General features: G+C 60.0%; 7 protein-coding genes and 1 pseudogene. 6 read left to right on the forward strand and 2 right to left on the reverse strand.

The features are described from left to right. Window positions 1-86: 86 nt before the first annotated feature. From WG29040_RS07690 to WG29040_RS24505, 3 genes and pseudogenes are all read left to right on the forward strand, one after another. Window positions 87-1,283: an XdhC family protein gene (locus WG29040_RS07690; RefSeq protein ID WP_127195945.1), complete on the forward strand. Its 1,197-nt coding sequence runs from the start codon at window positions 87-89 to the stop codon at window positions 1,281-1,283. Then, a pseudogene (locus WG29040_RS24500) lies at window positions 1,267-1,776 on the forward strand (NTP transferase domain-containing protein); the annotation flags it as partial. The gene WG29040_RS07690 and the pseudogene WG29040_RS24500, both read left to right, overlap by 17 nt. A 135-nt stretch (window positions 1,777-1,911) precedes the next feature. Next, complete coding sequence (locus WG29040_RS24505; protein ID WP_235972512.1) at window positions 1,912-2,421, forward strand: DUF1993 family protein; 510 nt, start codon at window positions 1,912-1,914, stop codon at window positions 2,419-2,421. Window positions 2,422-2,513: 92 nt separating this feature from the next. Here WG29040_RS24505 and sstT read toward each other — a convergent pair whose 3' ends face one another. Further along, on the reverse strand, window positions 2,514-3,737 hold the full coding sequence (gene sstT, locus WG29040_RS07700; protein ID WP_127195947.1) for a serine/threonine transporter SstT: 1,224 nt from the start codon (window positions 3,735-3,737) through the stop codon (window positions 2,514-2,516). A gap of 368 nt (window positions 3,738-4,105) precedes the next feature. On the opposite strand from sstT, the gene WG29040_RS07705 reads away from it, so the two are divergent. Further along, window positions 4,106-5,263 carry an MFS transporter gene (locus tag WG29040_RS07705; RefSeq protein ID WP_003447339.1) on the forward strand — a complete coding sequence of 386 codons (1,158 nt, stop codon included), beginning with the start codon at window positions 4,106-4,108 and terminating at the stop codon, window positions 5,261-5,263. On the opposite strand, the gene nhaR is transcribed toward WG29040_RS07705, so the two are convergent. After that, entirely contained in the window at window positions 5,260-6,165 is a 906-nt protein-coding gene (gene nhaR, locus WG29040_RS07710; RefSeq protein ID WP_003447340.1) for a transcriptional activator NhaR, read from the reverse strand. The two genes, WG29040_RS07705 and nhaR, sit on opposite strands and share 4 nt — an antisense overlap. Window positions 6,166-6,294: 129 nt before the next feature. On the opposite strand from nhaR, the gene WG29040_RS07715 reads away from it, so the two are divergent. After that, the gene (locus WG29040_RS07715) at window positions 6,295-6,534 is read left to right on the forward strand and encodes a hypothetical protein (RefSeq protein ID WP_010656136.1); all 240 of its coding nucleotides are present in this window, start codon (window positions 6,295-6,297) and stop codon (window positions 6,532-6,534) included. Window positions 6,535-6,564: 30 nt separating this feature from the next. Continuing rightward, a complete protein-coding gene (locus WG29040_RS07720; protein ID WP_003447353.1) occupies window positions 6,565-7,320 on the forward strand; it encodes a TerC family protein in 756 nt (251 codons plus the stop codon). The last annotated feature ends 189 nt before the right edge of the window (window positions 7,321-7,509 follow it).

A 7,509-nucleotide genomic window follows, 5' to 3' on the forward strand; every position in this document is an offset into this window, starting at 1 on the left:
TGTTGCGCGGCGGCTGAAGAAAAAACTGACGAAAAACTGCAGTCGATGGTACGGCAATTAACTGGATAAGGTTGGGAGCGGCGCTCATGTCTGACTTGTATGGTTTGCTCGATGCTCTGGACCAGGCCGACAGTAACAATGTCGCCGTGGTACTGGCCACCGTGGTCAAGGTTGAAGGCTCGGCTTATCGGCGCCCGGGCGCCAGGATGCTGATACCGCGGGACGGGCAGGCGGTGGGTACGGTCAGTGGCGGCTGCCTGGAGCAGGAGCTGGTGCGCAAGGCCTGGTGGCTGACCGAGTCCGGGCTGCCGGTGATTCGTCGCTACAGCACCGCGGCCCACGACGAGGATGACAGCGATGAAGAGGGGGCCGCGCTGACCTTTGGTCTTGGCTGCAACGGCACGGTGCATGTGCTGCTGGAGCGGCTTGAAGCAGGCGCCCCGTCGCTGCTGACCGATGTCCTGCAAGGCGTGCGAGCCACCGGTGAGCCGGCCGCGCTGGCAACCGTACTGGCGGCAGGGGCCGGCAGCGGGGCGAGAATGGGGGCGCGGCTGGGGCTGACGGCGTTGTCGCGAAGCAGCCAGGGGTTTTGCTGTGACGTGCTTGAAAGCCGGGTCCAGGCCGATTTACTCGCCACCCTCGAGCGCAAGAAATCGTCGCGGATGATTTATGCAAGCGGGGCGCAGGCCGTTGAAGTGCTGCTGGAATACATCCCTGCGCAGCGGCGGCTGGTGGTGTTCGGTGCAGGTAACGACGCCCAGCCTCTGGTGCGGTTTGCCGTGCAACTGAACTGGCAGGTGCATGTGGTGGACGGGCGGGCGAATTTTGCCCGGGCCGAACGCTTTGCGGGGGCCAGGGAGGTGCTGGTGGCGTCGATTGACCAGCCGTTCGCGTTGCGCACCCTGGTTGATGGGGCGGCGGTGGTGATCATGACCCACAGTTACCGTCAGGACCGTTTTTGGCTCCAGAGTGTTCTGGCCTGCGCCCCGGCCTATATCGGGCAACTGGGGCCCAAAGAGCGCACCGAGCGCCTGCTTGACGAAATGGGCGGCGGTGCAGCTGCAGCCCGTGCTGAGCTGCACTATCCCATGGGGCTGGATCTGGGCGGCGATACCCCGCAAAGCGTCGCCCTGGCCATCGTCAGTGAAATCACGGCCTGCCTTAATCAGCGCGAAGGCGGGATGTTGAGGCTGCGCAAGGCCAGGATCCATGACCCGGCAGATGCACAACACGCAGCGCTGTCAGCGCGCTCACCGGAGGCGAGAGATGCCCGTCGCCAGTGAGCCGGCCGGGGTCGTGGCGGTGGTACTGGCAGCGGGGCTGAGTCGACGCATGGGGGCCAGCAACAAGTTACTGCTGCCGGTTGCCGGCCAGGCGATGGTCAGGCATGTGGTGCAGGCCGCGCTGGCATCGCGCTGTGGGAAAGTGCTGGTGGTCATCGGGCATGAAGCCGGGAATGTTCGCCAGGCCTTGTCCGGTCTGCCGGTGGAATTTGTGCTTAATCAGGATTACCGGGAAGGCATCGGCTCTTCGGTGCGCGCCGGTGCCAGTGCGGTCAGTGACCGGCAGGCGGTGATTTTTTGCCTGGCAGACATGCCCGGCGTCACGGCCGGGGTCATTGATCAACTGGTCGATGCCCTGCACGGGAATCCCGGGGTCATGGGGTGTCAGGCCAGTTACCAGGGCAAGCGCGGCAACCCGGTCCTGTGGGCCAGCGAGTGTCTGCCGCAGCTAAGAGACTGTGGCGGTGATGAAGGTGCCCGCCCGCTTTTACGCCAGTATCGCGAGCAAGTCATTGCGCTAGAGACGTGCAGTGAATGGGTGATGGTTGATCTTGATACACCCGAAGACTACAGGCGTGTCTATAATCGCCCCACATCCCGTTCCCGCCCACAGACTGTCGAGACTTTCATGACTATCTCTCTGTACGCTGCTTCCATTCCCGTGTTCAAACAAATGCTCAACGCCCTCAGCGGTGTGCTGACCAAGGCTGAGGCGCACGCCACGGCCAAGAACATCGATCCAAGTGTTTTCCTGCAAGCGCGTCTGGCGCCGGACATGTTCCCGCTGGTGCGTCAGGTGCAAATCGCGGTTGATTTCGCCAAGGGTGTTTCGGCCCGTCTGGCTGAAATCGAACTGCCGAAGTACGACGACAGCGAAGTGACCTTTGCTGACCTGCAAGCGCTGATCAGCAAGGTTTTGGCGTTTGTCGACGGGATCAAGCCTGAGCAGATCGACGGCAAGGAAGGCATCGAAATCATCACCCGTCAGGGCACGCCGAAAGAAAAACGCTTCACCGGCCAGGCTTACCTGCTGACCTACGGCCTGCCGCAGTTTTTCTTCCACGTGACCACTGCTTACGCGATCCTGCGCCACAATGGCGTTGAAGTCGGCAAGCGCGACTACATGGGCGCGTTCTGATCGCAATACAGTAATCGCTGACGAGGAGCGAGGCTGCGATCGGGCAACCCCCGAACCGCGATACCTCGTCAGCGCTTACATCGCCGGCGTCATCAGGACGCCGGTTTTTCCTCGGCCATGCAGGCCGCCGCAGTAAAGAGTACGTCGGTGGACGAGTTCAGAGCGGTTTCGGCGGAGTCCTGCAGGATGCCGATAATGAAGCCCACGGCCACCACTTGCATGGCAATCTCGCTCGGGATGCCGAACAGGCTGCATGCCAGAGGGATCAGCAACAGCGAACCTCCCGCCACACCCGATGCGCCACAGGCACAAATGGCTGCCACCACGCTCAGCAAAATCGCGGTCGGAATGTCGACTGCAATGCCCAGGGTGTGAACTGCGGCCAGGCTCAAGACCGTGATGGTGATCGCGGCACCTGCCATGTTGATGGTCGCGCCCAGCGGGATCGATACCGAGTAGGTGTCTTCATGCAGACCCAGACGCTCGCTCAGTGCCATGTTCACGGGAATGTTGGCCGCCGAACTGCGGGTGAAGAACGCGGTAATCCCGCTTTCGCGCAAGCACAGGAACACCAGCGGGTACGGGTTGCGGCGCAGTTTCCAGAACACGATCAACGGGTTCATCACCAGAGCCACAAACAGCATGCAGCCAATCAGCACGGCCAGCAGGTGCAGGTAACCCAGCAGGGCGCCGAAACCTGAACTGGCGAGCGTCGAGGCCACCAGGCCGAAAATCCCCAGTGGTGCAAAGCGGATGACCACGCGCACGATCAGGGTGACGCCATTGGACAGGTCGCTGAGTACGGTGCGGGTGGTATCACCGGCATGACGAATGGCAATGCCCATGCCGATGGCCCAGGCCAGAATGCCGATGAAATTGGCGTTCATCAGCGCGCTGACCGGGTTGTCGACCACGCTCAGCAACAGGCTTTGCATGACTTCGCTGATCCCGCCCGGGGCGGCAATGGTGACATTTTCCGTCGCCAGTACCAGGTTCGAGGGGAACAGCATGCTGGCGATGACGGCCACGACGGCGGCGGCAAAGGTACCGAACAGGTAAAGCACCAGGATCGGGCGAATATGGGTTTCTTGCCCGTGCTTGTGGTTGGCAATGGATGCCATGACCAGCACAAACACCAGGATCGGCGCCACGGCTTTCAAGGCGCTGACGAACACCTTGCCGATAAAGGCCACCGAAAGTGCAGCAGCAGGCGCAAGCCAGGCCAGCAAAATACCGGCAATCAGGCCAATCATGATCTGGGTGACCAGGCTGGTGCGTGTGAGCTTTTGCAGCAGGGTAGGTGGAGCGTCAGTCATAAGGGTATCTCTAGTTGTTTTGGGCCGTGCACTGAACAACGTTGGAGCGATCTGCAACAAACGGGCAGGCAGATCGATGTCGGTCGGCGGGTTAAAACCTGTTGAGTAAAGCAGGGTCGGCAGCTGAGGTTAATCACCCGTGCCGAGTGGTCTGTCCGGCAGAATCCTGGCGGGGGCGGACTTTAGCATAGTGCCGGAGGCGCTTCGCGCTTCAGAGGCAATCTGCCACACCCGCGCCTGCTCTTCTCTGCAGGGGAGCGGCGTGTTCTTGGGTTTACTCATTCTGTTACTATTGCCCATCCTCACTTTTCTTTAAACCGGCGGGCCTGTATCGGCTTTCGCTGGCGTTGCTGTTTCTGGAGCCCTTCATGCTGTTGCCCATCCTGCTGCTGTCTGCGGCCGGTTTTACCGTGCTCACCACCGAGTTCATCATTGTCGGCCTGCTGCCCGCAATTGCCCGCGATCTTGAGGTCAGCGTGCCCCAGGCCGGTTTGCTGGTGACCCTGTTCGCCTTTACGGTCGCGGCCCTGGGGCCGTTTTTGACCGCTTACTTTGCGCGTTTCAAGCGCAAGCCGCTGTTTATTACGATCCTGTTGATGTTCGCCTTCGCCAATACCCTCGCGGCGCTGGCCCCCAATATTTGGGTGATGGGCTTTGCACGGTTATTGCCGGCTTTGGGCTTGCCGGTGTTTTGGGCCCTGGCCAGCGAAACTGCGGTAGACATAGTAGGGCCGGAGTACGCCGGGCGGGCGATTGCCAAAATCGGTTTCGGGATTGTCTGCGCAACCGTATTCGGGATCCCGGTCGGCACCCTGATCTCCGATGCCTGGGGCTGGCGCAGTGCGTTCTCCATCCTCGCGGTGGTTGCACTGGCCAAGGCCTTGCTGCTGTGGCTGTACCTGCCGGCGACCCACGTGGTGAGGGCCAACGCCAGCCTGCGCTCGCAGCTGGGCATGTTGCGCAGCCCGCTGGTGATTGGCCATATCGTGCTGTCGGTGCTGGTGTTCAGTGGCATGTTTACGGCCTACACCTATCTGGCCGACATCCTGGAGCGTCTGGCGGGCTTTGATGGCACCCTGGTTGGCTGGTGCCTGATGGGCTTTGGCGCGGTGGGCTTGATCGGCAACTCGTTGGGCGGGCGCATGGTGGATCGCCATCCGCTCATCGCATCGATGGTGTTTAGCGCCTTTATGATCGGCGCGCTGCTGGCGTTGGTGCCGAGTATTCACTCTTCGCTGGCTCTGGCAGCGGCGCTGGCGATTTGGGGGATTACCCAGTCGGCGCTGTTTTTGGTCAGCCATGTCCGGCTGATGAAGATTGCGCCCCAGGCCCCTGCGTTTGCCGCGTCGTTGAATATTGCCGGGGGCAACCTGGGTATAGGTTTGGGGGCGATGGTCGGCGGCCGGGTGATTGACAGCTACGGCCTGGGCAGCCTGGGCCTGGCTGCCGCCGGTTTTATCCTGCTGTCGATCGTGCTCGCGCTGGTGCTGATGTCTGCAAAACCACGTGCCGCGGCCTGCGCTTAATCGCTGGCCGGGGTGAACAACTCGCGTCGAGCGCCCTCGGTAATTGCAACGATGCCAGGGTGCCGGCTCTTGCGCTCGACAGTGATGGCGTAAAACGATTCGGTGACCGCCTCGGTCTGGCCGATCAGCTCCACATCGAATTGGCGCATCACTTCCTGGGCGATCACGCTGGGGGCGATAAATACCCCGATGCCGGACTGGCCAAACGCCTGCATCAAGGCACTGTCATCGAACTCACCGACGATTCGCGGCTGGATTTTCTGTTCTGCCAGCCAGCGCAGCAAGCGGCTGCGGATCACGGTTTCAGGGCCGGGGATCAGCAGTGGGGCGCCGTTCAGGCAATGGGGGAAGTTTTCCCCATAGTTGCGGGCCAGGGTGGCAGTGGCAAAAAAACTGATGCCGCATTCACCCAGCTTTTGGCTCAAGCCTTTGATATCGAGGTGGGAGGGCATCGGGCTGTCGGAAATCACCAGGTCCAGACGTTGAATGGCCAGATCTGCCAGTAGCCGGTCGAGCTTGTCTTCGCGGCAGGTAATGCGGATCGGCTTGTCCAGCTCCATGGTGGGAGCGATCAGGCGATAAACAATCGACTTGGGCACCACATCGGCCACACCCACCCGGAACAGAATCTGCTGCTCCTTGGGGGCCATGCGCAGCATGCTTTGCAGGTCGTTGCCGAGCTGAAAAATCTGCTCGGCATAAGGCAGGACCTGACGCCCGGTCTCTGTCAGTTCCAGCTGGCGGCCGACCCGGCGAAATAACGGCAAGCCGTAGGTGTCTTCCAACAGGCTTATTTGCCCGCTGATGGTTTGCGGGGTGAGGTTCAATTGCTCGCAGGCTCGAACAATGCTGCCGGTTTTGGCGACCACCCAGAAGTAATGGAGCTGGCGATAGTTAAGCATGCTGAATACTTCGTAAAAATCGAAGTATAGCCCTTAAAAATACGAATTTTCCTGAAGTATTTATCTCTCTAGAATCCCGCGTTATTCGCGAGCCATGCAGTGGGCCGCCGTTTTAGAGAGGAAAGCGAGATGAACATGAAGAAAGCAGGTGCATTGGCATTGGTAGCAGCAGGCCTGCTACTGCTGGGCGGTTGTGATCAGGCGGAAAAAGCGGCGCAACAAATGTTGAGCAAAACCGCTGAAACGGCCAAGCAGGCGATTGATGACACCCACAAGGCGGCAGAACAGGCACTCAGCGAAGCCACCGGCTCTCAGGTGGAAAAAGAACAGCCTGAGCAAGAACGCAAAGAGTCGTCCCAAGCGATTTAACTTGTCTTAAACCAGAGTCAGAACACACCTATGGAATATCTTTTACAACTGGCTGCCAGCCCCGCAGCCTGGGTCGCGCTGGCCACGTTGATCGTGATGGAAATCGTGCTGGGCATCGATAACCTGATCTTTATCTCGATTTTGACCAACAAGCTGCCTGAGGCGTATCGCACCAAGGCGCGCCGTATCGGGATTGGCATGGCGTTGATCCTGCGTCTGGGCCTGCTGGGCACTATCGCTTACATCGTGCAGCTGACGACGCCCGTGTTTGAAGTGCTGGGCCAGGCTTTCTCATGGAAAGACATGATCCTGATTGCCGGTGGTCTGTTCCTGGTGTGGAAGGCGACCAGTGAAATCCACCACAGCATGAGCCCTGAGGTCGAGGATAAAACCACCGGCGTCTCGTCCAAGGTGGCGCTGGGCTTTGCGGCTGCTATCGGGCAAATCTTGATGCTGGACCTGGTGTTCTCCATCGACAGCATTATTACTGCGGTGGGCATGACCGAGCACTTGCCGATCATGGTGATTGCCGTAGTGGTGGCGGTGCTGGTGATGTTGCTGGCTTCGGAGCCTCTGGCCAAGTTCATCAATGAGAACCCGACCGTGGTGATGCTGGCGCTGGCCTTCCTGATCATGATCGGCATGACCCTGATCGCTGAAGGCTTTGGTGCTCATGTACCCAAGGGCTATGTATATGCCGCGATGGCATTCTCCGCCACGGTGGAAACCCTCAACATTGTGGCGCGGCGGGTTCGGGAAAAACGCCAGGCTGCTCTGCTGAAGTAATCTGCAGCTGTAACTCAAAGGCCGTCCACCCTGTGCAGGGGGACGGCCTTTTTTGTGGCAGGTGTCCCGTCCTGAATAAGGTTTACACCTTCTGATCTATTTTCAGGAGGGCGTAATGGAGACAAGTAAAAGGCGTAGTCAGCGAGACTACACGCTGACCTTTAAATTGTCGGTCGTCGACCAAGTCGA

This window comes from Pseudomonas sp. PAMC 29040 (genome assembly GCF_003994535.1).
Taxonomy (GTDB): domain Bacteria; phylum Pseudomonadota; class Gammaproteobacteria; order Pseudomonadales; family Pseudomonadaceae; genus Aquipseudomonas; species Aquipseudomonas paraversuta.